The sequence below is a fragment of the Bacillus sp. FSL H8-0492 genome, from assembly GCF_038006145.1.
GTDB lineage: Bacteria > Bacillota > Bacilli > Bacillales > Bacillaceae_G > Bacillus_A > Bacillus_A mycoides.
Map to the genome: position 1 here is coordinate 1640157 of NZ_JBBOUP010000001.1, position 26301 is coordinate 1666457.

Consider the following 26301-nt stretch of genomic DNA (forward strand, 5'->3'; position numbering starts at 1 on the left):
ATAAATGATGTTTAATATTTTGAGCGTAATAAAAACACTTTAGGGTAGTGATAGTTATGAAAAAAAAAGTTTTATTCGTCATAGATTCGTTACAAAGTGGAGGGGCAGAAAAAAGTTTAGTTTCTTTACTTTCTTTATTGGATTATGAAAAATATGAAGTGGATTTGTTAATGTTTTCTGCTAGTGGATTGTATTTGCCATTACTTCCAAAGCAGGTAAACGTATTAGATGTACCGATAGTTATTAAAAGGCAGGCGGAGAAATTTAAAAATTTAATTAAACATAAATACTTTAAAGAGTTATTTCTTAGAATTGGAGCTTCGATATCTCTTAGAAATCCATACATAAATAATAATTTACATGCAGCTCAAATAGTTTGGAGATGGGTGTCTAAAGGGATGGATAATTTAAAGGGAAAATATGATGTTGCCATAGCTTATAGTCAAGGAATGCCGACATATTTTGTGGCAAATAAGGTTTACGCAAGTAAAAAAATTGCCTGGGTCAATACAGATTATAGGTTAGCTGCATATAATAAAGATTTTGATTTGAACTATTATGAGGAATTTAATGAAATAGTAGCCGTGTCCGATGTTTGTAAGGAAGTATTGATTCAAGAAATTCCTAAAATAGAGTCAAGGATCCAGGTTGTATATGATATTATATCGCCGACTCTAATTAAATCGATGGCAAATGAGGGGCAGGGGTTTAGTGATCAGTTTGAGGGATTACGAATATTAACTATTGGTAGGTTAGTGTATGAAAAAGGGTATGAACTGGCCGTAGAAGCTTGTTATAAATTAAAGCAAAAAGGGTATAAATTTAAGTGGTATGTAATAGGAGAAGGGAATCTTCAAAATAAACTCGAGGAGATGATAAGTAAATATAATTTACACGATACTTTTATACTATTGGGTACTCACAAGAATCCATACCCTTTTATAAAACAAAGTGATATATATGTACAACCGTCAAGGTATGAAGGATATGGATTAGCGATAGCAGAGGCTAGAATATTTCAAAAACCTATAGTAGTAACTGATTTTATAACCGTTCATAACCAAATTAAAAATAGAGAAAATGGCTTAATAGTGAAGATGAATTCGGAAGAAGTGTACGAAGGGATAGAAGAAATTATAGAGGACAATTTACTGAAGAAATATTTGTGTGAGAACTTAAAGAATGAGCAGGTTGGAACGGAAGGGGAACTTAAGAAGGTGTATGCCTTATTAGAAAAATATTAACCTGAGTAAATCTAAGAATCCAAAGCTTATTAATAAGAGCGGGAAAGTGAATCTTTAATCAATGAAGATTGTATTCTATTAAATAGTAGGATAAGGTGATTCGGAGGAAATATGAAGAAGAAAATTATATTTATGGTTATAAATATGAATATAGGCGGTACGGAGAAGGCTTTGTTGAATATGGTTGCAGAAATTCCAAAAGATAAGTATGATATAACAATTTTGATGTTAGAAGAAAAAGGGGGTTTTTTGGAGTTTATCCCAGATGGGGTACATGTAGAATATTTAACAAATTACGGGGAAATAAAAGAGGTGTTAAATAAACCACCACGAGTCGTTATAAGCAGTTTTATTAGACAAGGAAAAGTTATAAAAGCTGTTCAAACAACTTTTTGGTATTTAGTATCAAAAATTATGAAAGAAAGGAGTGTTATTTTTAGATATTGTTTGCGTGATTACACTGTTATAAACAACAACTATGATATTGCAGTTGCTTATGCCGGACCTATGGATTTTATAAGTTATGTTGTTGCAAATAAAATAGAAGCTAGACGAAAGGTTCAATGGATACATTTCGATATTGAAAAGATATATTTTAACAAATACTTTGTAAGTAAAGTATATAAAAAGTTCCAGCATATTTTTGTAGTTTCTGATTTAGGAAGGGAAAAACTTACTCAAACGATGCCAGAATTAATTAATAAGACAGGAACTTTTTTAAACATTATTTCACCTGACATGATAGTAAAGATGGCAAATGAAGGAATCGGATTTTTGGATGATTTTGATGGAGTAAGGGTTCTTACTGTTGGTAGATTGAGTGTAGAAAAAGGACAGGATTTAACAATATCGGTATTAGCTAAGCTTAAAGAAGCTGGCTATAAGGTTAGGTGGTATTGTATAGGAGATGGAAAGGAAAAAGTAATGTATGAAAAACTCGTAGAAAATTACGGTATTCAAAGTGACTATATATTTTTAGGGGCAATGTCAAATCCATATCCTTTTATGAAGCAATGTGATATATATGTACAACCATCTCGTTATGAGGGATACTGCATAACACTCGCAGAAGCTAGATGCTTTAGCAATCCAATTATTAGTACAAATTTTACAGGAGCGAGTGAACAAATAAACCATAACCACAATGGATTAATAGTTCAATTTGACGAGCAGCAAATGTATGATGCAATTGTACAAATATTAGGTGATAAACTGTTGGAAGGATGGCTGAGAAAAAACATAGAAAAAGAAATGGTAGATACGAGGGATGAGTTGGAAAAGTTATATAGAATAGCAGATTCTAATGTATAACCTGTTTCATACGGGATTGTTATTATTCTTTTTATAATATTTTAAGAATATGGAACGTTAGTCGTTATGAATTGTATTGCGTGCGAAAACATCTTGGTGAGGATGTTTTTAATTTTGCTATAAAACATTTTGATGGTAGAAGGAGATAGTTATGAAGAGAGTGCTATTTATGATAAGTAGTATGAATATAGGTGGGGTAGAAAAATCACTACTTTCTTTGTTATCTGTTTTACCAAAAGACAAATATGACGTTACGGTATTGATGTTGGAGAAGAAAGGGGGATTTTTAAAACAATTACCAAGCTGGGTAAAGATAGAAGAAGCAGTTTGGTTTGAAAGTATAAAACCTAAAATTATGCAACCACCAAAGAAAACGATTAAAGAGTACTTTAAAAATAAAAGATATATTAAGGCTTTAAATTTTTTACTATCTTATATGGTATCTAAAAAATTAAAGGATAGATATGTTTTCTATAAAGAGATTTTTAAAGACATTCCACATAATAAGAATAAATATAATATTGCAATAGCATATCAAGGACCTACAGACATAATTGATTATTATGTAGTAAATAAAGTAGCTTCAGAAAAGAAGATTTCTTGGGTACATTTTGATGTTTTTCAACATCAAATTAATACCAAATTATATGAAAAATTATACGATGAGCTAGATAATATATTTGTAGTTTCTAAAGAAGCGCAAAAACATTTAATAGAGAAGTTTCCTATAGTTAAAAATAAGACAAGTGTCTTTTTTAATATTGTACTTCCGGATTTAATAAACGAAATGGCAAAAGAAAAAATAGAATTTGATAATGGATATAAAGGTATGAAGATAGTAACAGTAGGTAGACTTTCAAAAGAAAAAGGTCAAGACCTTGCAATTAAAGTTTTATCAATGTTACGTAAAGACGGATACGATGTAAGGTGGTACTGTATCGGGGAAGGGGAAAATAGAGCGTATTATGAGACGTTAATAGGTAAGTATAATTTGAAACAGGATTTTCTATTATTAGGATCAGCAAAAAATCCGTATCCATATGTAAATCAATCAGATATATATGTTCAAACTTCTAGACATGAAGGATATTGTCTCACCTTAGCTGAGGCAAAATGTTTAAAAAAACCTATTGTAACAACTAATTTTACTGGAGCATATGAACAAATAAAAAATGGGCATAATGGTTTTATCGTCGAATGGAATGAGGAAGATTTGTATAACAAAATTAAGTATCTTTTAGATCAAAAGATAATATGTGAAAAAATAACGACGAATTTGTTGACAGAAGAATTAAATAATATAGAAAATATTGATAGAGTTTTTGGATGAATTTAAATGAAGGGAGTCAATTATGAATCCTAAAATTAGTATTATAGTACCGGTATACAAGGTTGAACGATACATTCATAAATGTATTGATTCTATATTGGTGCAAACGTTTGAAGATTTCGAATTAATACTTGTTGATGACGGTTCTCCTGATACTTGCGGAGAAATATGTGATAGATATGCAGATAAAGATATGCGGATTAAAGTAATTCATAAAGAGAACGGTGGATTATCTTCTGCGAGAAATGCCGGATTAGAAAATGCAAAGGGGGATTATATAGGGTTTGTGGATAGTGATGATTGGATAGAACCAGATATGTATGAATTATTATATGGTATGTGTGTTGAACAAGGATGTGATATAGCTATTTGTAGTAGTCAAATCCATTACAGTAATAGAATTGTAACTTCAAGTAACCATCCATTTATTATTCACGATAGAAATACTGCAATGAAGACGATGTTAGAAGGGAAATTGTATGATGAAGTCGTTTGGACTAAACTATTTAAAAGAAATTTATTGGAGGATATTAAATTTCCAGTAGGTATGTCATATGAAGATACAGCATTTACGTATAAAGTTATTCATAAGTGTAAAAAAGTATGTTTCATAGGAGAACCTAAATATCATTATATAAAGCGTGATAATAGCATGATGGATCGGGCTGTAAAAGAGCTTAAAATTGACTCAGTCTTAATTTATGATGAAATGTGTAAATTTATGGAGCGATATTATAAGGAGTTATATAGCTTAGTTATATTAAAACTAGGAAATTGTTCGATGGTAGTTTTAAATTTAATATCAATGAGCGGAAGGTTTAATGAACATAAGGTTAAATATTATAAGGTTATTGGTATATTGAATAATTATTTTTATAAAACGATGAGTTTAAAAGAGTATGGGAAAAGTGTAAAGTTCTTATTGTTTGCGACTAAGCTGCATCCATTATTGTATAAATTTTTAATAAACAATTTTGCAAAAAGGGGGCAGGTATGAAGAAGTCATTGTTAAAGTTATATTATTTATATATTGGAACGAAGAATAAGGTAACCATTCAATATAACAGGATGATTACAGTGAAAAGGCAGCCTCCAACAGTGAAAACTCTTGATGAAACGCTTGACTATATTATAGGTAATAATTGTTCAGTAAGTAGATTTGGTGATGGTGAATTCGCTCTTATAAATGGAGAAAGTTTAATCTTTCAGCCGTATTCAAATGAATTAAAGGATAGACTGGATGAAATTATTAAGAGTAATAAGGTGGGGCATTTAGTTTGTATTCCGAATGTTTTTAAAGATTTAAATTGGTGCACTGAAAAATCAAGAGTATATTGGAAAAGATATTTAGAGTTAAATCGTAGCAGAATTTATAAGAGTATAAGTATGAATAAAGAATATTATGATGCATTAGTTACAAGGTTATATATAGACCATCAAGATAAGAGTATGGCTGGAATTCGCTTTGATAAAATAAAAGATGTTTGGGATGATAGAGAAGTAATTGTTATTGAAGGGGTGCAAAGTAGATTAGGGGTAGGAAACGATCTTTTTAAAAATGTTAAAACAATTGATAGGATAATATGCCCATCGAAAAATGCTTTTGCGAAGTATAGAGAAATTTTAGAGATAGCAAAGAACCAAAAAAAATCTAAATTAATATTAATTGCACTAGGTCCAACAGCTACGGTATTAGCGTATGATTTATCTTCTTATGGATATCAAACTTTAGATATTGGTCATATCGATGTAGAGTATGAATGGTTTTTGAAGAAAGCAACAGAAAAACAGCCTGTAAAAAATAAGTATATTGGTGAAGTAGATAATGGAACTAATGTGAATGCAATTAGTGACTTAAAGTATGAGAGTGAAATTATTGCCAGGGTAATATAATTTTATTATTTCAAACTTTTTGAATAGATATAGTTAATGAAGGGAATTAATCATGCGAACGATGCATTCAATCAAGAACATATCAATAAGTATATTTTCTCAAATAGTTATTGTTATTCTAGGATTTATATCGAGGAAAGTTTTTTTAGATAGTTTAGGAATAGAGTATTTAGGAATAGATGGTTTATTAATTAATGTTTTATCCATGTTAGCGTTAATTGAGGCTGGTATAGGAGCAAGTATAGTATACAATTTGTACAAACCCTTGGCAGAAAATAATCAGCATAAAGTTATAGCCCTTGTTCAATTATATAAAAAAATCTATCAGATTTTGGCAATAATTATTCTAGTGATAAGTGCGATGATATATCCGTTTTTAAGCTATTTAATGAAAGATGGGGGGGCTATATCAAATGTCGCGATAATCTATTCAATATTTGTAGCAAAAAATGTAGTCACATATTTAAATGCTCATAAGAGGTCTTTAATAAATGCGGATCAAAGGGGATATATATTAGCTAGGGTGGATCTCGTATTCCAAGTGCTAACTACTATATTCAAAATATTCATACTTCTTTATACGCAAAATTATGTATTGTATTTAATTATAGAATTGAGCATATATACAGTTCAAAATGTGGTAAACGGTAGGATTGTGAATAAGAACTATCCTTATATAAACACAAAAAAGAAGTATTCTATAGATAAAGATACGAAAGAAAATTTAATTATAAATGTAAAGGCGATGTTTTTGCATAATATTGGAGGATATATTGTATTTGGCACGGATAATATATTGATTTCTTCTTTTATAGGTCTTGCTATGGTCGGGATATATTCTAACTACACAATGATAATAAATCAATTATCAGCACTAGTAAGTCCTATATTAAATGGTATTGAAGCGAGTGTGGGGAATTTAATTGCTACTGAGAATAATGATAAAAATTATTCTATATTTAAAGTGACTTATCTAGTGAATTTTTGGATATTCTCTTTTTGTACCATATTTTTATATAACCTTTTAGAGCCGTTTATAGGGTGGTGGCTTGATAAGAAGTATTTATTAAATAACATAGTTTTTGTAGTGATATTAATAAACTTTTATTTGACAGGTATGCGGACGGCGATAGCCATTTTTAAAAATAAAGCGGGATTATTTGTACAAGATAAGTATATTCCGTTAGTTGAAGCGCTAATCAATTTAAGTTTATCCATTGTATTAGTTAAAATTTTTGGATTGGTAGGTATATTCATAGGCACGGCGATAAGTACAATTGCTACTGTACTGTGGATTCAGCCTTATATTGTATATAAAAATCTTTTTAAGAAATCGGTTTTGAATTATTTTACAACATATGTATTATATATATTTTTAACCATAGTTACAGGTTTCATTACTACGAGTATATGTAATTATTTTATAGAAGGAAGTACTTTTATTTCGTTAGTCGGAAAAGGTGTAATTTGCTTATTAGTACCAAATGTAATATACGTTTTAGTTTTTTATAAAAGTACAGAATTTAAATATATAAGGAACATCTTTAGTACGATGTTTTTACAAATTAAAAAGAAACAAAACGTTATTTAGGTATAAAAAAGTATGGACATTATACTGATTTGAATTAATAAGGAAGTATAATATTGTTGAAACCGGTTAGTATGAAATGAAACCTGATTTTAATTAGAAAACATGAATCATTAGCCCTAACATAGTATTTATATAATGCATAGTATTCTATTAAAGGGATACGTATGTAAGCAGAATATAAAATATTTATCCCAATCTACTGATATAAGTTTGAATTTTCTGGTGAAATTCAGCTTGCATCTTAGTTGGAGGTTATATATAAATCATGGCAAAATTTCAGGTGACATGTGTTTTAAAAAGTAATCTTCCTGTGTTAAGTGAGGGAGAATTTTGTTTTTGTATAGATACTAGTGAGTTATTTATTGGAACGAAAAAAGGGAATGTAAAAGTATCAACAGAGAATACATTTGAGAGGTTAGTAAGTAAACTTAAAAGCAATACATTTGGAGGTTTTAAGTCCAGAAAATCACTGGTTGGAGAAACAGAATCTGCTAATGTGGTTTCAGGCACATATTTTCTTGAGTTAGAGAGATGGAATGTTAAAAATGATGGAACGGACGCTGATAATACTTCTAAAGGGATTAATAATGCATTATTATGGGCATCCCAACAAGGATTTATAGAAGTTGTGTTACCCCTGGGGACATATTTAATTGATGAAAATACACCAATTGAGCCACAAAGCTTTATGACTTTAAACTTAGGTGGATCAACTTTAAAAATAAGAAGTAATGGATTAGTTAAATATGCAATCGTACGATATCAAAGAAATCAAAAATTTTCTCGAGTTACAAATGGAAGGATTGAAGGGGATAAAAATACACACGATTATACAACGATTCCTCATACTCATGAATGGGGGTATGGAATTGAAGTTGGAAATACGACTCCTGCTGAGGGGAGTAATATGAATTATATTTCAATAGATAATATGGAAATTTTAAATTGTACTGGCGATGGTATAGCAATGGAAAGTACATGGGGACAAATTGGAGAATATGATTTTGCTGGTACATTTGAAGTGGGTGGGATTAGTGATGTCAATGGTGCCCTAATAGTAGATGATAATAAAATTAGATCCAATTTAAAAATAGATTTACATCATAGTAGCATTATAAAATGGGGATATTTCGGTTTGTATGGAGATGGCTATGGTGGAACTGGTTCAGAAATATACACAGAATTATATGATGTGTTATTTTATAGGGCTGATAATACTTTTGTAACGGCTGCTAAGAGAGTGAAGTTTTTTGAAGAAGTGAGTGTTCCAGAAGAAGCAGATTATGCGAAAATAGTTCTTCACCAAGGTGCAGTACCTACAGAAAACGGTTGTAAAATAACTGTTAGAATTCCGGAATTCTCTAAAAATGTATTTATTGAGAAATGTAAAATACATGATTGTAGAAGGCTTGGGGTAAGCGTATCTGGAGCGAAACAAATTTATATTAGAGATTGTGAAATTTACAAAATGAAAGGTACAGCACCTCAGGGAGCAATAGATATTGAAGATGGATATCGATTAAATCAATATATAAACATTGAGCGTAATAACATATATGATAATCAGGGATATAACGTTGTTGTAGTCGGTGGTAGATATATTAATATCATTCAAAATAAATTAGCTAATAATTCATTAGTAGTAGGCGAAAATGTAGAGAAAGTGATTATAAGCAATAATCACTTAAGGGAAGTTAGTTGTGTTTTAAGCGGAGAAGTAACTTTTACAAATAATCAAATGTATGCTACTCGAGTCACGATAGATCAAGGAGATAAAGAAGCGCTTATTGGTAACTGTACTTTCCATAATAGCGCATTGTTAATGGGAAGAGATAAAGCATATTGTATTCAAGTCAACCAATGTGAATTTTTTAGTGATCGAGATTTATTTCATACTTTTTCACAATTGGGTGCAATAATTGGTTTCTCAGCAGAACCGCAAACTATATCAGATTGTGTTATTAAAGGAGGGGCTGTAGAGGGTACAAGTTTGACAGGCGTATCACCTGGTATGAAAAATGGATGGAGATTAAATAATATTTCTTTTATAGATACGAAACACCCGCAAGGAATCATTATGAATTTACCACCAGGAGTATATACGGGATGTAAATTTGAGAACAGTGGTACAATATCATTTGTTACAAACACTCCTCAAGCAGAATATGAATTTAATGGATGTTCATTTAGTTGGGATGCTTATAATCTGTTTACTGTTGAGTCCTCTCAAAGGATAGCAATGCTAAAAGTGAAAAATAGTAATTTTAGAGGGGGAAGATGGGGCTCAGCATTTTTTTTATGGGACATTGGGGGAAGAATAGAATTTAATAATAATGCATTTGAATACCTTAATTCGGAATCGACAGACAGTATAATTAATTTTTGGAATGAAACATTTACGAGTGAGTTTATGTTAATAGAAAATAATATATTTAGGTCAAATAAAAGTATGATAGGCTTGAATGCAATTCAGATTTCATCCTCAATCACTTTGATTTTTAAAGATAATATTGTGGACACAGTAGTTATAAAGTTAAGGGATGAACATATAAAAAAGGATAATTATATTAATGGCGTCTTTGATCCGTACGTGTAAAGTTATAGGGACTAATGGAGTAACAGATCTTTTGCAAGTAAGTAGTGATAGCGCATGGAAATATTCACTTAGGCTAGCTATGTTTAAACTATTTGATGAGATAGAAGTAATGATAGATGACGTAATTAAACAAAACAAGAGGCAACTAACTTTAGTTGCCTCTTGTTTTGTTTAATTGCATATAAAGTTTTAAATGGTCCTTCGTGTTAGGGGTATTAAACGTAAATAAGTAAGGGGGATAGTACATGAAAAGAATTTTTGATGTATGTATTTCTTTATTGTTATTATTTGTATGTTTGCTTCCTATTCTTGTAGTAGCAATCTTAGTTAAGCTGAAATTAGGGTCCCCTGTATTATTTAAACAACAGCGCCCGGGACTACATGGACAACCGTTTAATCTTTATAAGTTTCGAACTATGTTGGATAAGAGGGATAGTAATGGGGAATTACTTTCAGATCAAGATAGGCTGACTACTTTTGGGGAAATCCTTAGAAAATATAGTCTAGATGAGTTACCCCAGCTTATGAATGTTGTAAGAGGTGATTTAAGTTTAGTAGGCCCACGCCCATTATTGATGGAATACTTACCCTTATATTCTAGTAAACAGGCTAAAAGACATGATGTAAAACCAGGAATTACGGGATGGGCACAAATAAATGGGAGGAATTCGATTACTTGGGAAGAAAAGTTTGAATTAGATGTATGGTATGTAGAGAATCGTTCTTTTTTATTAGATTTGAAAATAATTGTACTTACAATAACAAAAGTATTTAAAACAGAAGGGATAAATCATGTTGGGCATGTAACAATGGGGCGATTTACTGGAGAGAAAATAGAGATAAAGGGGGAGGGGAAATGAAAATTTTGATAATTGGGTGTGGTGGTCATAGTAAGGTTGTGAAGGACATCATCTTATCAAATGAAGGATACGAGATAGTCGGTTATTTAGATGATTTATATACAGGTATAACTATTATTGATAACCTTTATTTTGGGGGAATTGAAGATGCACGGGAAATTATCAACAATTTTAATGATATAAAGCTTGTTATTGCTATAGGGAATAACAAAATGAGAAAGATAATTTCCAGAATATTAAATCAACCGGTCGGCATATATGCTACATTAATTCATAAAACAGCAATTATAAGTCCTCATGCGCATATAGGGAACGGAACGGTAATTATGCCGAATGTGGTTGTTAATGCTGATACTATCATTGGTAACCATACGATAATAAATACGGGCTCAATAATAGAACATGATAATATAATTGATGATTTTGTTCACATTTCACCACATGCTACACTTACAGGTTCTATCACAATAGAAGAGGGGGCACATATAGGAGCATCAGCTACTATAATTCCAGGTGTTAAAATTGGGAGTTGGTCTATTGTTGGGGCGGGCTCTGTTGTAATAAATGACTTTCCATCTAATTGTACTGCTGTTGGCATTCCAGCGAAGGTTATTAATGTAGTAAATTAAGAGGGGATGAAGAATAATGATAAAAAATAAGGAGAAAATATACCTTTCCTCACCGCACATGAGTGGAAATGAACAAAAATATATTCAAAATGCATTTGATACAAACTGGATTGCCCCTCTTGGCCCAAATGTAGATGAATTCGAAAGAGAACTTGCATCTTTTGTAGGAGTGAAAGGTGGGGCTGCAGTTAGTTCAGGTACGGCTGCTATTCATTTGGCTTTGAGACTATTAGATGTTAAAAAGGGAGATACAGTGTTTTGTTCAAGTTTTACTTTTGTAGCGAGTGCGAATCCGATTGTTTATTTGGGAGCTGAACCGGTGTTTATTGACTCGGAACCAGAAACATGGAATATGTCACCGCAAGCGCTAGCGCTTGCATTATATGATGCTAATAAAGCAGGGAAATTACCGAAAGCTGTCATTCTTGTTCATTTATATGGTCAGAGTGCTAAGTTAGATGAAATTCTTTCGCTTTGTAATCAATATGATGTTCCTATAATCGAGGATGCAGCAGAATCTCTAGGTTCTACATATAAAGGAAAAGCGAGCGGTACTTTCGGGAGGTTTGGGGTTTATTCATTTAATGGAAATAAAATCATTACAACTTCAGGTGGTGGAATGCTTATATCAGATGATGCGGAAGCATTAGTGAAAGCAAAATTTTTAGCGACGCAAGCAAAGGATCCAGCACTACATTATGAGCATAGTGAGATAGGTTACAATTATAGAATGAGTAATATATTAGCTGGTGTCGGGAGAGGGCAATTAGAAGTGTTAGAAGATAGAGTGAGGACTAGAAGGTGTATATTTAATCGGTATTATGAAGAATTATCTCACATACCTGGATTTTGTTTTATGCCGGAATTAGAAAATACTCGCTCGAATCGTTGGCTTACAACTATGATGATTGATGAAAAGGAATCTGGTATCTCTATTGAAAAATTATTGAAAACCTTAGCAGAAGAGAATATTGAAGCACGTCCTACTTGGAAGCCACTACATATGCAGCCACTTTTTAAAGAAAGTAAGTATTATTCTCATCAGAAAGATAATGATGTATCTAAAAGATTATTTGAAAAGGGGATTTGTCTTCCTTCGGGTTCTAATATGATGGATGAGGATCAACGGAGAGTTATTGAGGCTATTATAAATATTATATAACAGGGAATAATTCACAGAGAAACAAGTGGATTAATGTTCATTATAATGAATGTTTACGTTGTTAATTTGGTGTATATTTCCATTATTGTATTGACGTGAAAGTAATATAATGATAATTTAGATGTATCTATACCTAGGTTTATAAGTGGATTAGGATGTGTGATTGATTGGGAGTTGAAATGTATATTTTTGTTCTTTAAAAAGAATTAAATCAAGGGAGAAAAGTTGCGTTAAATAAAAAAAGAACCTTTGCGGTAACTTGTTGTATATGGGGTGGGGAAAATGAGTGCTATAACAGGTATTATTCATTTTAATGAAGAAACTATATCGATTCAGCATGGCACACAGTTAATGAGTGACTTACAAAAGTACCCTGCTGATGATATTCAAATATGGCATAAAGAAAATGCCTTTCTGGGATGTCACGCACAGTGGATTACACCAGAATCTGTTGGTGAACAACTACCCTTTTATAATTACGAAAAGCAACTGGCAATTACAGCAGATGCTATTATTGATAATCGTAATGAGTTATTTGAAAAATTACAAGTGGATTATGCAGATAGAAAAAACATGACAGATAGTGAGTTGATTTTACTCTCTTATCAGAAATGGGGGGAAGCAGCTCCAAAATATTTGGTAGGCGATTTTGCCTTTATGATTTGGGATGAGAAAAAACAAACCCTTTTTGGAGCCAGAGATTTTTCGGGAAGCCGAACCCTTTATTTTTATCGTGGTGAGGAAAAGTTTGCTTTTTGCACTAATATAAACCCGTTATTTACTCTACCATATGTTGAGAAAAAATTGAATGAGCAGTGGCTTGCTGAATTTTTAGCCATCCCGGTGAATTTTGAATCGATAGATGCTTCTTCAACGGTATATAAAACTATTGAGCAAATCCCACCTTCCCATTCTGTTATTGTGAGAAATGGGAAAGTGAAGTTATCGAGATACAATACACCAATCGTTGGAGAAAGGCTTCAACTCAAATCAAACGAAGAGTATGAAGAAGCGTTTTTAGAAGTGTATCAAAATGCGATAAGATCACGTTTACGTACTCATCATCAAGTAGGGGCTCATTTGAGTGGAGGACTTGATTCTGGTTCTGTAGCTAGCTTTGCTGCACGGGATTTAAGAGCAGCAAATAAACGTCTACATACATATAGTTATGTCCCAGTAAAGGGTTTTGTAGATTGGACGCATAGAAGTAGAGTAGCTGATGAAAGACCTTTTATTCAATCGACTGTACAGCATGTAGGAAATATTAAGGAGCATTATTTGGATTTTGAAGGAAGAAGTCCTCTATCAGAAATAGATGAGTGGCTTGAAATTCTAGAGATGCCGTATAAATTCTTCGAGAATACTTTTTGGCTTAGGGGAATCTATGAGGAGGCACGGTTACAAGGAATTGGAGTACTCTTAAACGGACAGAGAGGCAACTGGACGGTGTCATGGGGCCCGGCTGTGGACTATCAAGCTATGCTTTTGAAAAAGATGAATTTACGTCGATTTTTGCAAGAACTATATTCGTATAGTAGAAATATTGGTGTAAAGAAATCACGAGTATTTTCAGTAGTGAAAAAAAAGGCATTTCCGTTTTTGAATCGAATATCTTCATCAAAAAACCAAATTGTTTTCCCGAGGTTTATTAATCCAGAATTTGCAAATAGAATGAATGTGTTCGATAAACTTCTAGAGCATGATGTTGATATAACAGGAACCTCTATAACAGATGTATATGAAATAAAAAAAAGGCAATTTGAACAGTTATATTATTGGAGCATAACTGGTGCATACGGATCCAAATTATCATTGCGTTATTCTTTATGGGATCGCGATCCAACGAATGATTTACGGGTTGTTCAATTTTGTTTAGCTGTTCCAGAAGAGCAATACGTTCAAAATGGTTTAGATCGGGCACTAATTCGAAGAGCAACGAAAAATTTCTTGCCTGATGAAGTAAGATTGAACCAGCGCACTCGGGGTGTTCAAGGTTCTGATGGTGTTTACCGTATGGCTCATCAATGGAGTGAATTTATTGAAGAGCTTGAGCAGCTTAGTAAGGATCCTATAATTTCAGAATTCTTGGATATAGGGGTTATTAGAACTGCGATTTCTAAGATTAAAGAAGAACCCCATCCAGAATATGCATTTGGTTTGGATTTTCGAATTTTAATGCGTAGTTTAATAGTATATCGATTTATGAAAAAAATTATTTGAAGGGAGGTGACATCATGAAAAAGGATTGGACAATGCCTACACTGGAAGTGCTTGATATCAATATGACAATGGCTGGACCGGGTATTAAAATACCTGATGCTGCCCAACCAGATGTTGATGAAACGATTCACCATAGCTAATTTATCAATTAGGATGCACATTGTTATTCCCTTATACAGTAAAAGTATAAGGGTTTTTTATAAAAATTTTGAAAGCTATTTGGAGTGAGAGAGTTGATGGAAACTACAAATAAAAATGTATATAAAGTTTTTGGGTTAAGAGTTTTGAGTGAAATGAAGTTGCCGGAATTACCTCAAATTAATGAACAAGAAGAGAATGTAGAAATTGTAATTCGATTAACTGATTTATCTGAGAAGTGGAGTGAACTTGCTAGCGCAAAACAAAACTTTGTAGTTGATAAAAACGTAGTTATGATTCGTATTCCTGATACTGCTATATTTTCTATACAAGGAGGAAAGCAAATATTTGTTTCACCAATGAAGGAAGCTTGTGAAGATAAGATCCGTCTTTATATACTTGGAACTTGTATGGGTGCCTTACTAATTCAAAGGGGAATATTACCATTACATGGTAGTGCAATAAATATTGATGGGAAGGTTTATGCCTTTGTAGGTAATTCAGGAGCAGGTAAATCAACTCTTGCAGCGGCTTTTTTAAGTAAAGGATACAAAATTTTGAGTGATGATGTAATTGCTGTGACAGTTTCGTCAGAGAAGACTCCAATTGTGATTCCATCTTATCCGCAACAAAAATTATGGGCGGAAAGTTTGAATGCTTTTGGAATGGGAACGGCAAGTTATAATCCATTGTTTGAGCGAGAAACAAAGTATGCTGTGCCTGTACAATCTCATTTTTTCTCTGAACCATTACCTCTTGCTGGTGTTATTGAGTTAACGAAAACAGAGGGTGAGAACGTTGAATTGATTCGAATTGAAGGACTTGAACGACTGCGTACATTGTTTTTTCACACGTTTCGTAAGTTTTTAATTACGCAATTAAAATTGACAGAGTGGCATTTCACTACTTCTACAAGTGTGATAAACCAGGTAGATATGTTTCATTTGAAACGTCCAAATAATAGGTTTACAGCGCATGAACTTGTATCAATTATATTAAAAACTATACATGGAGGAGTAATAGATGATGTATACAGAGAGAATTTCTCTAGAGTGTCAGATTGTGCAAAGTGAAGGGAATATTGTGAGTGATATGGATGGGGAAAAAGTAATGCTAAATGTTCAAAAAGGGAAATATTATAATTTGGGAGAAACAGGAGGAGAAATTTGGGAACTAATAAAAACTCCAATTATGGTTACTGAACTTGTCAGTACATTGTTGTCAAAGTACAACATTGAACGGGGCGATTGTGAAGAGCAAGTTCTTTCCTTTTTAGAGCGTTTATTTCAAGAAGGTTTAATTCAAATAAAAGATCAATCTAATAGATAGATTCGCAATTTCAAGAGAACTGTTAGGAAGGGATTAATGAATATTGTGAAAAGGTTAAGGGTATTTTTATCACTGAACATGGAAACAAAGCTTTTATTTTTAGAGGCTTTTATTTTTTTAGGATGGGCACGTGTATTAAAAAGTATTACCTTTTCCAAAGTTGCACCTTCTTTAGGGGATTACATGAACGAAACATCAGTTGCTCAAATTCAGCCACACGGGGATACACTAAAGAAGGTGTCTGAAGCTATTTCTATTATGAGTCGTTATACTTTTTGGGAAAGTCAATGCCTTGTTAAAGCTATAGCTGGGATGAAAATGCTCGAAAAACGTCACATTGAGAGTACTCTTTATTTAGGAACTGCTAAGGATAGTCATGGTGAATTAATTGCGCATGCATGGTTACGGAGCGGTTCTTTTTATGTTACTGGATCGGAAGGAATGGAGAAATTCACTGTCGTTGGATCATTTGCAAAGAGGCTAAGTGAGAACACTATTAAAGGAGAGTAAAATGGAGAAAGATTTTGGTCTTAATGTAGAGTTCATGTCTAAGGAATTGAAACTTCTTTTTGCAATTTTGAAGTTACAAGATGACGAAACAATGCAAACTTACAGTAATGAATGGTTTTCGGATATTGATTGGGAAGTATTTCTTGAGCAAGCCGTGCATCATCGCGTTTATCCGGTGATATATCAAAAACTTAAACAGGTGGACAAGGAGCTGATTCCTTCACATATTGTACAAACCTTGACTAGAAAATATAAAAGAAATACATTTCAAATGCTTTATTTAAGTGCTGAAATGGAAAGAATAAATAAATTATGTAATGAAAATGAGATTCGTACGATTTTTCTAAAAGGGCCTGTACTATCTCAGGACTTATATGGAGATCTTTCTTTACGAACATCCTGTGATTTGGACGTTCTCATCCCTATTCAAAATTTAGAAAAAGCAGAAAAACTACTTTTAGAGCAAGGGTATGTGAAAGATGATTATATTCAAACGATATTAAGTGATTGGAAATGGAGGCATCACCATATAACATTTTTCCACCCAACAAGGCGGATCAAACTTGAAATTCATTGGAGATTAAATCCCGGACCGGGTAAGGAACCTGGGTTTGAAGAGCTTTGGAAGCGAAAGAGAAAAAGTGCACTTACAAGTAATTCGGTATATATGTTAGGGAAGGAAGACTTATTTTTATTTCTTGTATCTCATGGTGCCAGACATGGTTGGTCCAGGCTACGTTGGTTAGTAGACATAAAAAAAATTGTCGATCAAGATCTTAATTGGAGTGAGATTCATAAATTAATGAGAAAATATCAAATGCTTCATTTAGGAGGACAAGCGTTAATTTTGGCATCTCAATTGCTAGGTGTACGACTAGATGAAAGAATGATGGAATTAGTAACTAAAAAACATTCAAAGCAGTTAGCGCAAGAAGCGCTGTTTTATTTCAAGCAAATGATAAACTTGCATACCGATCCTGTTCCTGAAGAAGTACTTGCTTATCATAGTAGGCATTTATTTTCACTGATGTCTAATCAGCAAAAAATTTTATTTATTATGAGCCAACTCTATCCTTATCCGATTGATGCAAAAACATTGCCGTTACCTAAATTCCTTCATTTTTTATATTTTCCTTTACGTCCGTTTCTATGTCTTTGGAGGAAAACAAAGAAGCTTGCTTTGTCATAGGGGGAACATCGATGAATCATATTATATATTTTATGAAGAAATTATATTCTTCTGCAGGGAAAATTCTGTATGTGAATTTGTTTGGTATGGTTTTAATAAGTTTACTTGAAGGGATAGGTATTATTTTATTAATTCCTATGATAAGTATGGCTGGAATAATTAATATAGGCGAGGAGACTGCTTTTATTGCACCTGTTTATAGATTTTTGCAGGATTTCCCTAAAACAACAAGCCTAATTTCTATTTTAGGTATATATATACTAATAGTGTTAGGGCAAAATCTATTACAACGAAACATAACACTAAGGGATGCGAGAACGCAACAAGCTTTTGTACGAGAATTAAGAATAGAAACATATAATATGATTCTAAAAGCGAAGTGGAGTTTTTTTTTAGAGAAAAGGAAAACAAATCTAATAAATATATTAACTACAGAATTAGCTCGCGTAAGTTATGGGGTTAATTTAATTTTACAATTGTTAGCTGTTATTCTGTTTACATTCATACAGGTGGGGCTTGCGTTTTTATTATCTCCCCAAATAACTATATTTGTTTTGGTCTTTGGCTTATTATTCTTAGTAGCTTCTCGTGCTTTTATAAAAAAAGCACGAATACTAGGCGGTAAGACCTCGAAATTAGCACAAGACTATCTTTCTGGTATAACAGATCATTTTAATGGAATTAAAGATATAAAGAGTAATACTTTGGAAGCATCACGTATAGATTGGTTACAATCTATAACAGAAAAGATGAGTAATGAACAAATGGAGTATATGAGAATAAGGTCGAACTCTCAATTGTTTTATAAAGTTTCAATGGCTATTTTAATTGCATTTTTTATATTATTATCAGTAAGTATATTTAAAGCTCAACCTACCCAATTACTATTAATCATACTCATCTTTTCGAGACTATGGCCACGATTTATGACAATTCAGTCAAATTTAGAACAGCTTGCTGCAAGCATTCCTGCTTTTAAGTCATTATGGGACTTACAAGGGGAATGTAATGAAGCAATTGAAATGCAGGATATACATCAGCAAAAACATATAAAGCTGATTTGTATAGAGCAGGGTATTGAATGTAAGGGTATTTATTTTCGATATAATAAGAAGGAGCATTTGTATGCACTTCAAAATATTAATGTGAAAATACCAATCAATAGTATGACGGCTATTGTGGGACATTCGGGAGCTGGGAAGAGCACATTAATCGATGTTTTAATGGGATTGATTCAGCCAGAGAAAGGTCAAGTATTAATAGATGGAACTCCTCTTACAAGTGAAAATTTATTGTCATTGAGACGGGCTATTAGTTATGTGCCACAAGATCCTTTTTTATTTAATGCAAGCATAAGAGAAAATTTATTGATGATTGAGCCGAATGCGAGTGAAGAACAAATTTGGACTGCATTAGATTTTGCGGCGGCAGCTGAATTTGTACGAATGCTTCCAAAAGGGCTTGATACTCTCATTGGAGATCGTGGAGTGAGACTTTCAGGTGGTGAACGTCAACGACTTGTACTAGCTCGAGCTATTTTAAGACAACCATCCATTTTAGTATTAGATGAAGCTACGAGTGCATTAGATACTGAAAATGAAGTGAAAATTCAATCAGCAATAGAAAGGTTGAAAGGAACGATGACTATTGTTGTTATTGCGCATCGGTTATCTACGATCCGCAATGCAGATCAAGTTATTGTTTTAGGAAAAGGTGAGATTGTTCAAAAAGGTGAATTTAATCAATTGGCTAAAGAGAGAAAAGGTGTATTTCGAAATTTATTAGGGTCACAAATGGAAGTGGGTTCATAGAGGAGAAAGATTGAATGAAATCTTGTATTATTGTAATTCAAGTTGAATGATAGCCCGGATAATGGTCAGTTACAAAAGGTCTTATTCGGGCTTTTATATTTGTGTTTTCTAAATTTAGGGAATAAATATAATTCAGTACCTTGCAATAAATAATACTAAGTGGTATATTATGGATAAAATAGCTACCGTTTATTGAACAGTACTAAAATGAGAAAGGGGGATTGTCCTTGAACGTTCAGTTTAAAAAAGGTGTGTTAGAACTATGTGTTTTGGCACTAGTGAAACGTAAAGATAGTTACGGTTATGAACTTGTTCAGCAAATCTCTAATAAATTTTTAATATCGGAAGGTTCTGTATATCCGTTATTACGTCGTTTAACGAAAGAGGGATATTTTCAAACGTATTTAAAAGAATCGACGGAAGGACCGCCCCGTAAATATTATCAACTAACAGAGCAAGGGGAGATGCAACTTACGTTATTAGTAACAGAGTGGCGTGATTTTGCTAAAGGTGTTCAAGAAATTATTGAAGGGGTGGAATGGGATGAGTAAAGAGCAGTTTCTTAAAGAATTATCAAGTCATCTTAGAAAGTTACCAGAAGAAGAGAGACAAGATATTTTATTCGATTATGAAGAGCACTTTCAGTTTGGGGTAGAAGAAGGGAAAACTGAATCAGAAATAATAAAGGGTCTTGGCTCTCCGAAAGTAATTGCGAAAGACTTACTTGCGATGTATCGATTTGATGAAATGAAAAAAGATCCGTCGACTTCAAATGTGACAAGAGCTGTCATGGCAGCGGTTGGACTTAGTTTGTTTAATTTTATTATCGTGTTAGGCCCGTTAGTTGCAATTATAGCTTTTATATTTTCCTTTTGGGTCGGTGGTATTGCTAGTGTAGTGACACCATTTTTCGTTATTGTAAAAGTATTTATGGGCACTTTTATATGGTTGGATCTTTTCGTTAGTATAACGTTTGTCGGAGTAGGTTTGTTGTTATGTATTGTAGCTTATTATAGTACGAAGTGGTTTAAAAGATTATGTGTACGCTATGTAGTCTGGAACTTCAAAATGATAAAAGGGGAGTAGATGATGAAAAAGATATTATTAGTAGCTATCGCTTGTATCATTATTGGAGTAATAGGGATTTCACAAACATATGAAAAAGCAGTACAAACTGCAGAAAAAGGAGATAAAGAGGACGTAATTAAAAACGAAACGCTAAAAAATGTAGAAGTTAAGTTAGATGCTGGAGATATTGTTGTCCAAAAATCTCCTGATTCCTCTTTTTATGTAAAGCAAAAAGGAGACGTAAGTAAACAGGAGATTCGTATTGCTGAAGATGGTGATACATTAAAAATCATAGGGGAAATAGAAAAAGGTGTTTCATTTGATTTTTCATTTTATAATTTCGGATTTCAAACGCCTACATTGACTATATTAGTACCTGAACGTTCTTATCAAGAGATAAAAGTAAATTCATCCGCTGGACAAATAGAAATAAGTAATGTGAAAAGTGACCGCGTAAGTGTTGAAACACTCGCCGGAGAAGTGGATTTGAAACATGTAACAGCAAAGAGTGTGGAGGGGTCTACAAAAGCTGGTGAGGTGAATTTTAAAAAAGTAATAGGGAAAGCAACAGCAAAAACGGCTAGTGGGGATATAGATATTATTGATCATGATTCTAAATATGATTTAGAGGTAAGTTCAACTGCTGGAGATGTAGATATTACTTTATTGGAAAAACCACAAGATGCAGTTATAACTGGGCAAACTGCTGCTGGAGACGTGACAATTTTTAATGAAGACAATAAAAATATAACGATTGGTAATGGTAGTAAAAAGATTAGCGGTAAAACCGCTGCTGGAGATGTTACTATTGAAACGCGTTAATAATTAATGAAACGCATTCTTTTGAATGAACGGAAATCTATCAAAATATAAAAAGAAGATAATTACCTATATAAATAAGGGAATTATCTTCTTTTTATTATTTTTAATGTAAATCACGATATACGCCAATTACTTTTCCAATAACTGACACTTGTTTTAAAATAATAGGTTCTAGTGAAGAGTTTTCCGGTTGTAGACGGAAATGATCTTTTTCTTTATAGAAACGTTTAACAGTTGCTTCGTTATCTTCTGTTAAAGCAACTACAATTTCACCGTTGTATGCAGACTGTTGTTGGCGAACAACAACTAAATCACCATCAAAGATACCGGCTTCAATCATGCTATCTCCAGAAATGCGTAACATAAACACTTGATCTGCTCCAGCAACGATACTAGCTGGAAGTGGGAAGTGATCTTCTACACTTTCGACTGCTGTAATCGGTAAACCGGCAGTAACTTTTCCGATGATTGGAACTTGAATAACAGATTGTGTTTCCGTTCGGTTGTCACCTAAAATTTCAATTGCGCGTGGTTTTGTTGGATCGCGTCGAATATATCCCTTTTCTTCTAGTCGTGATAAATGTCCGTGCACTGTAGAACTAGAAGCAAGGCCGACTGCTTGACCGATTTCACGTACGGAAGGTGGATATCCTTTTTCTTGTACTTTTAGCTTAATAAAGTCGAGAATGTCTTGCTGGCGTTTCGTTAACTTTTCCATGTTTTCTAACACCTCGTTTTCTTTCATTTTTCTTATTATTAAGTATAACATGCGAAAAAACATTCTACAAACATAAGTTCGAACGAAAGGCAAATTTATGATACACTATAAGGAAAATATAGTGAGAAAGAAGGGTTCAAAATGAATGCAATTATTTACGCACGTGTGAGCACAACAAAAGAAGAACAGGAAACATCATTATTGCGTCAAAAAGATGAATTATTGCATTTAGCTGAGCGCTATCAAATGGATGTTACAAAGGTAATTGAGGAGCAGGCTAGCGGTTATACAATTGAACGTGATGGCATATTAGAAGTGCTAGATACAATTCGAGATGAACAAGTTGATGTACTACTTATACAAGATGAAACGCGTCTTGGTAGAGGAAATGCAAAGATTGCATTAATGCATTGTTTACATAAAGAGGGGATAAAAGTTTATACGCACACGCATAGTGGTGAATTACAGCTTTCAGATTCTGATTCGATGGTGCTAAATATAATTGGGATCGTTGAAGAGTATCAAAGAAAGATCCACAATTTAAAAATTAAACGTGGCATGCAAAGAGCAGTGGAGAAAGGATTTCGTCCAGAAAATAATTTGAAAAATCGTCATTTAAGCGTAGGACGTGAGAAAAAAGAAGTGCCAATTGAGGAAATTGTACGTTTGCGTCGGAATGAATTAACTTTTGAAGAAATTGCAGCAACACTTCGTGGTTTTGGTCATGATGTTTCAAAAGCAACTGTACATCGAAGGTATGTAGAATATACAAAGCAATTGCTTGATAAAGAGGACTAACTATTGTATGATAATAATCAGTTTTGAGTAGAAGGGGGATTCGAGATGCCAAGTCAAGAACTCATTGAACGCATTAACTTCTTAGCGAAAAAAGCAAAAGCTGAAGGCTTAACTGAAGAAGAACAACGTGAGCGCCAATCGCTTCGTGAACAATATTTAAAAGGATTTCGTCAAAATATGTTAAACGAATTAAAAGGAATTAAAGTCGTTAACGAAGAAGGCACGGACGTTACACCGGCGAAATTAAAAGCTTTAAAAAAGCAGGATAATGCAAAATTAAATTAAAAGATGGGCATAGCCCATCTTTTTTTATTTGCTAAAATTGTTATTTAATAACTTTCCAGTTTTCATTTTTCGTTGCTTCTATCCTTTTATGCTTCAATATATAGTTAGCGATAAGTTCAGACATATCTGTTGGTATGTCTTTTACTACTGGTTTATTTTGAAACATAAAGAAGTTCCCGCCACCGCTTGCACGATAATTATTCATAACAACGTCATATTCTTCATTCATATTAAGGGGAGTGCCTTTATACTGCAAAGACTCTACTCTCTCTCCAATTGGTTTTGAAATGTTTAATACATACGAAATCCCTTCCCACATATCGTAATTATAGTGTTGTGGTTTTGGTTCTATATAGGTAGGGTTTACGATGATGGTTCCATCTGCTTTTAATGTGAAATAAGAAGCAGAGAGTTCGAGAGCATCTTTTATATCCGCTCCAGTTATTCTAATTACTTTTAATGTATTTGGATAAATATAATTAGAAACGATGTCACGCATTGTTACATGTTTCGGGAAACCTGGAGATGTATTATGAAACAAACTTGTACAAGAAATTGAAACATTAGCTATATCCATCTGTATTTTATTTATGAATTCAATAAAAGGATGGTCTTGCAAACGTGTTTGCATAGCATCGGAAATTTGCATATCCCCATAAATTATTCCAATAGGTTTATCAAGCCAATTTTGTGTTTTCTCTTCATAATTGGCAACCAAGGAAAGAACATCTTGGTCTGCCGCAATTCCTTGTACGGGCAATAACTCTGAATAACTCTCTTTTTTCACCCATTTTTGTTCTGCTTTTTCGAATGTTACTGTTACTTTTCCAACTGAGTGTCCATTGCATCCGGTCTGTAAAATTGTTACACCATTAATCACGGTGTGAGCGATTTCTCGGTGTTGGTGGCCTGTTAGTAAAATATCTATGCCTTCAATTTCGTGGCACATTGCATATCCTTGGTTTTCACCTGTTAAAACTTCAGTCGGTACTCCGGTTTGTAAATCACGTTCAAATCCCCCGTGATAGGCTACGACTAGTAAATCTGGTTTTTCATGTTTACGGATGTAAGAAACCCATTTTTTTGTTGTTTCAAATGCATCTTCAAATTGTAAATCTTTAATATGATGTGCTTGTTCCCAATGGGGGATGTAATGCGTTGTCACCCCTAAAATAGCAATTTTTATATTTGATTCAATATGTTTTATTATATATGGTTTCCCGAAATAAGGTTCTTTTCTGTTTTTATCTAAAATGTTTGCTGATAGATAAGGGGAATTTGCAGTAGCCACAGCATTATTTAATATATCCATTCCGTAATTAAATTCATGATTTCCGATAATTGCAATGTCATACCCTAAGTAGTTGGCTAATAAGGACATTGGGTTTTCCATATCTTTTTCGTATGTAGCGTAATGATAAGTAAATGGTGTTCCTTGAATGAAGTCCCCGTTATCAATCAGAAGAACGTTTGCATTTTGAGAACGTTCTTTTTTTATGAGAGTAGAAATTTTAGCTAAACCAATTTCTGCTTTGGAGTTATCTTGGTAGTGAATTGGATACACAGTACCATGTACATCGCTTGTTAATAAAATATTTAAAGTTACAATTTGATTTTGATTCAACGCCATTCACCTTTTCTATAGTTATCTTTCAATTAATCATATCAAATATATGAAAAGAATTTTAATGTGAATGTATAGAATGTGTAAAGATTCTGTAAATAAGCAATTATTTGTAAAAATATGTGATATATTTCTTCATGTTTATGGAAGGTTATTTTATAACAACGAAAAATGGAGGCATTAACATGTTGAAAAAAGTTTTTGCAATGAGCACAACAGTTGTACTAGCAGCGGGATTATTAAGTGGATGTGGAACGAAGGAATCAAGTGCAAGTAAAAATGAAGATACGAAAAAAGGTTATGTACCGAAGACACTAAATGTTCAATTTGTTCCTTCTCAAAATGCAGATACGTTAGAGGCGAAGGCAAAACCATTGGAAAAGCTATTAAGTGATAAATTAAACATTCCGGTAAAAGTTAGTATTTCAACGAATTACAATACAATTGTAGAAGCGATGGCATCTAAGCAAGTAGATGTAGGCTTTTTACCTCCAACAGCGTATGTGTTAGCGCATGAGAAAAAGGCTGCAAACGTAATTTTACAGGCGCAACGTTTTGGGGTAGATGATGAAACTGGAGCTCCCACAAAGGATTTAGTAGATGTTTATAAATCAGAGTTTGTTGTTAAGAAAGATTCTAATATTAATAGTGTAAAAGATTTAAAAGGTAAAAAAATTGGCTATCAAGATGTAACATCATCAGCGGGTTATGTATGGCCTGCGGCTGTATTGTTAAAAGAGGGAATCGATCCGCTAAAGGATGTGAAACCTGTTACATTAAAAGGTCATGATCAGTCACTTATTGCTCTTTTAAATGGTGATGTAGATGCAGCTGTTGTATTCCAAGATGCTCGTAATATTGTAAAAAAAGATTATCCGAATATATTCGATCAAACGAAAATAGTAAAATTTACGGAGAAAATTCCAAACGATACGATTTCTGTACGTTCTGATTTAGATGCAGAGTGGAGCAAGAAATTACAGGATGCTTTCATTGAAATAGGAAAGAATGAGGAAGGGCACAAAATCATTAAAGAAGTATACTCACATGAAGGATACGTTAAATCTGATGATAGTAAATTTGATATCGTTCGTGAATATGGAAAGAAAGTGAAAACGCAATAATACATATGGAAATGGCGACTAACTGGAAAGTGTGTGATTTCAGTTAGTT

General features: G+C 32.9%; 26 protein-coding genes. 24 read left to right on the top strand and 2 right to left on the bottom strand.

Annotated elements, in window-relative coordinates:
* Positions 1 to 56 precede the first annotated feature (56 nt).
* From MHH66_RS08375 to MHH66_RS08475, 21 genes are all read left to right on the top strand, one after another.
* Positions 57 to 1244, top strand: a complete 1188-nt coding sequence (locus MHH66_RS08375; protein ID WP_012261450.1) for a glycosyltransferase — start codon at positions 57 to 59, stop codon at positions 1242 to 1244.
* Positions 1245 to 1355: 111 nt separating this feature from the next.
* Positions 1356 to 2555, top strand: a complete 1200-nt coding sequence (locus MHH66_RS08380) for a glycosyltransferase (RefSeq protein WP_078185565.1) — start codon at positions 1356 to 1358, stop codon at positions 2553 to 2555.
* 151 nt (positions 2556 to 2706) lie between these two features.
* Positions 2707 to 3885: a glycosyltransferase gene (locus MHH66_RS08385; protein WP_078185564.1), complete on the top strand. Its 1179-nt coding sequence runs from the start codon at positions 2707 to 2709 to the stop codon at positions 3883 to 3885.
* 22 nt (positions 3886 to 3907) lie between these two features.
* Complete coding sequence (locus MHH66_RS08390) at positions 3908 to 4882, top strand: glycosyltransferase family 2 protein (protein WP_061689942.1); 975 nt, start codon at positions 3908 to 3910, stop codon at positions 4880 to 4882.
* On the top strand, positions 4879 to 5778 hold the full coding sequence (locus MHH66_RS08395) for an SP_1767 family glycosyltransferase (RefSeq protein WP_078185563.1): 900 nt from the start codon (positions 4879 to 4881) through the stop codon (positions 5776 to 5778). Before MHH66_RS08390 ends, MHH66_RS08395 begins: the two co-directional genes overlap by 4 nt.
* A 52-nt stretch (positions 5779 to 5830) precedes the next feature.
* Complete coding sequence (locus tag MHH66_RS08400) at positions 5831 to 7369, top strand: lipopolysaccharide biosynthesis protein (protein WP_098167673.1); 1539 nt, start codon at positions 5831 to 5833, stop codon at positions 7367 to 7369.
* A 265-nt stretch (positions 7370 to 7634) separates the two neighbouring features.
* A complete protein-coding gene (locus tag MHH66_RS08405) occupies positions 7635 to 9965 on the top strand; it encodes a right-handed parallel beta-helix repeat-containing protein (protein ID WP_078185606.1) in 2331 nt (776 codons plus the stop codon).
* Positions 9940 to 10140, top strand: a complete 201-nt coding sequence (locus tag MHH66_RS08410; RefSeq protein WP_078185605.1) for a hypothetical protein — start codon at positions 9940 to 9942, stop codon at positions 10138 to 10140. Before MHH66_RS08405 ends, MHH66_RS08410 begins: the two co-directional genes overlap by 26 nt.
* A 70-nt stretch (positions 10141 to 10210) precedes the next feature.
* Entirely contained in the window at positions 10211 to 10825 is a 615-nt protein-coding gene (locus tag MHH66_RS08415) for a sugar transferase (RefSeq protein WP_078185604.1), read from the top strand.
* Entirely contained in the window at positions 10822 to 11454 is a 633-nt protein-coding gene (locus tag MHH66_RS08420) for an acetyltransferase (protein WP_078185603.1), read from the top strand. The genes MHH66_RS08415 and MHH66_RS08420 overlap by 4 nt, the downstream gene beginning before the upstream one ends.
* Before the next feature lie 16 nt (positions 11455 to 11470).
* Positions 11471 to 12616, top strand: coding sequence for an aminotransferase class I/II-fold pyridoxal phosphate-dependent enzyme (locus tag MHH66_RS08425; RefSeq protein WP_078185602.1), 1146 nt, complete (start codon positions 11471 to 11473; stop codon positions 12614 to 12616).
* Positions 12617 to 12898: 282 nt separating this feature from the next.
* Positions 12899 to 14836 (top strand): lasso peptide isopeptide bond-forming cyclase, encoded by a 1938-nt coding sequence (locus tag MHH66_RS08430; protein ID WP_078185601.1) that lies wholly within the window; start codon positions 12899 to 12901, stop codon positions 14834 to 14836.
* A gap of 14 nt (positions 14837 to 14850) precedes the next feature.
* Entirely contained in the window at positions 14851 to 14976 is a 126-nt protein-coding gene (locus MHH66_RS08435; protein ID WP_040963111.1) for a paeninodin family lasso peptide, read from the top strand.
* Positions 14977 to 15069: 93 nt separating this feature from the next.
* The gene (locus MHH66_RS08440) at positions 15070 to 16047 is read left to right on the top strand and encodes an aldolase (RefSeq protein ID WP_078185600.1); all 978 of its coding nucleotides are present in this window, start codon (positions 15070 to 15072) and stop codon (positions 16045 to 16047) included.
* Positions 15998 to 16303 (top strand): lasso peptide biosynthesis PqqD family chaperone, encoded by a 306-nt coding sequence (locus MHH66_RS08445; protein ID WP_012261439.1) that lies wholly within the window; start codon positions 15998 to 16000, stop codon positions 16301 to 16303. Before MHH66_RS08440 ends, MHH66_RS08445 begins: the two co-directional genes overlap by 50 nt.
* Positions 16304 to 16339: 36 nt before the next feature.
* Positions 16340 to 16813: a lasso peptide biosynthesis B2 protein gene (locus MHH66_RS08450; RefSeq protein ID WP_061689952.1), complete on the top strand. Its 474-nt coding sequence runs from the start codon at positions 16340 to 16342 to the stop codon at positions 16811 to 16813.
* A 1-nt stretch (position 16814) separates the two neighbouring features.
* Positions 16815 to 18002 (top strand): nucleotidyltransferase domain-containing protein, encoded by a 1188-nt coding sequence (locus MHH66_RS08455; RefSeq protein WP_078185599.1) that lies wholly within the window; start codon positions 16815 to 16817, stop codon positions 18000 to 18002.
* 11 nt (positions 18003 to 18013) lie between these two features.
* Positions 18014 to 19813, top strand: coding sequence for an ABC transporter ATP-binding protein (locus tag MHH66_RS08460; protein ID WP_078185598.1), 1800 nt, complete (start codon positions 18014 to 18016; stop codon positions 19811 to 19813).
* A gap of 227 nt (positions 19814 to 20040) precedes the next feature.
* A complete protein-coding gene (locus MHH66_RS08465; protein ID WP_002185126.1) occupies positions 20041 to 20364 on the top strand; it encodes a PadR family transcriptional regulator in 324 nt (107 codons plus the stop codon).
* Complete coding sequence (locus MHH66_RS08470) at positions 20357 to 20899, top strand: DUF1700 domain-containing protein (RefSeq protein WP_012261435.1); 543 nt, start codon at positions 20357 to 20359, stop codon at positions 20897 to 20899. Before MHH66_RS08465 ends, MHH66_RS08470 begins: the two co-directional genes overlap by 8 nt.
* Positions 20900 to 21703, top strand: a complete 804-nt coding sequence (locus MHH66_RS08475; RefSeq protein ID WP_100248658.1) for a DUF4097 family beta strand repeat-containing protein — start codon at positions 20900 to 20902, stop codon at positions 21701 to 21703.
* A gap of 103 nt (positions 21704 to 21806) precedes the next feature.
* On the opposite strand, the gene lexA is transcribed toward MHH66_RS08475, so the two are convergent.
* Complete coding sequence (lexA, locus tag MHH66_RS08480; RefSeq protein ID WP_002087894.1) at positions 21807 to 22421, bottom strand: transcriptional repressor LexA; 615 nt, start codon at positions 22419 to 22421, stop codon at positions 21807 to 21809.
* A 141-nt stretch (positions 22422 to 22562) separates the two neighbouring features.
* Between lexA and MHH66_RS08485 the strand changes: the two genes are divergently transcribed.
* Both MHH66_RS08485 and MHH66_RS08490 read left to right on the top strand, forming a co-directional pair.
* Entirely contained in the window at positions 22563 to 23219 is a 657-nt protein-coding gene (locus MHH66_RS08485; RefSeq protein ID WP_002128580.1) for a YneB family resolvase-like protein, read from the top strand.
* 45 nt (positions 23220 to 23264) lie between these two features.
* Positions 23265 to 23504, top strand: a complete 240-nt coding sequence (locus tag MHH66_RS08490; RefSeq protein ID WP_002014431.1) for a DUF896 domain-containing protein — start codon at positions 23265 to 23267, stop codon at positions 23502 to 23504.
* A 40-nt stretch (positions 23505 to 23544) separates the two neighbouring features.
* Here the strand turns inward: MHH66_RS08490 and MHH66_RS08495 are convergent, their stop codons facing one another.
* Positions 23545 to 25128: a bifunctional metallophosphatase/5'-nucleotidase gene (locus MHH66_RS08495; protein WP_078185597.1), complete on the bottom strand. Its 1584-nt coding sequence runs from the start codon at positions 25126 to 25128 to the stop codon at positions 23545 to 23547.
* 185 nt (positions 25129 to 25313) lie between these two features.
* Here MHH66_RS08495 and MHH66_RS08500 point away from each other — a divergent pair, with 185 nt between their 5' ends.
* On the top strand, positions 25314 to 26252 hold the full coding sequence (locus MHH66_RS08500; protein ID WP_002137777.1) for a phosphate/phosphite/phosphonate ABC transporter substrate-binding protein: 939 nt from the start codon (positions 25314 to 25316) through the stop codon (positions 26250 to 26252).
* Positions 26253 to 26301: the final 49 nt, after the last annotated feature.